This is a genomic window from Helicobacter sp. L8 (genome assembly GCF_003660355.1).
GTDB classification, from domain to species: Bacteria; Campylobacterota; Campylobacteria; order Campylobacterales; family Helicobacteraceae; genus Helicobacter; species Helicobacter labacensis.
In genome coordinates this window covers 1-551 of record NZ_QXQR01000059.1, presented here as the reverse complement: position 1 = coordinate 551, position 551 = coordinate 1, and the positions used below count along the sequence as shown (strand labels likewise).

Here is a 551-nt window from a genome sequence, read left to right as displayed (position 1 = left end):
AGACATAGACCTACACAAGCGCATCATAGAGGGCTATGAAAGAGAGATTGAGAGGGCTAAAAAATATCTAGCTAGATACCAAAAAGCCCAAGAGTTTAGAAAGAATGCCGGGGATATGGCTGAATTAAAAGCGCAGTTCCACGCCACTTTGAGCAACACCCAAGAGAAGCTAAGAAGCGATGCTTATAACACAATCGCTAAGGCGATAAAATATAGGGAAGAGTATTACTATAAGAACCTTGAGGCGGCTAAAGAGATAGGGGTAAAACTTGATGAACACATCGGTATTGAAGGGCTTTTAGAGGGCTTTTACCCTAATCTAAGCCCTAGATTAGCCAAACTCAACAGCCTTATCAAAAAGATAGAAAAAATAGACCCACAGGGGGTAACCCCTAAAATGCGCCAGGATTTAGCGCACATGCAAGAACTCAGTGCCCAACAAGAAAAGGAGTTGCTAGAAATTAAGAACTTGTATGAAAAGCTCATTGCCAAGTGGGAGAAAATGCATGGGCAAAAGGCTAATGCGGTGTTCCCAGCTAAGTATACGCCCA

Annotated in this window: 1 protein-coding gene; it reads left to right on the top strand. The window is 42.6% G+C overall.

Annotated features, from left to right (window positions below; genetic code table 11):
• On the top strand, positions 1 to 551 hold a 551-nt coding region (locus EAO37_RS09035; protein ID WP_162983018.1), incomplete at both ends, for a hypothetical protein.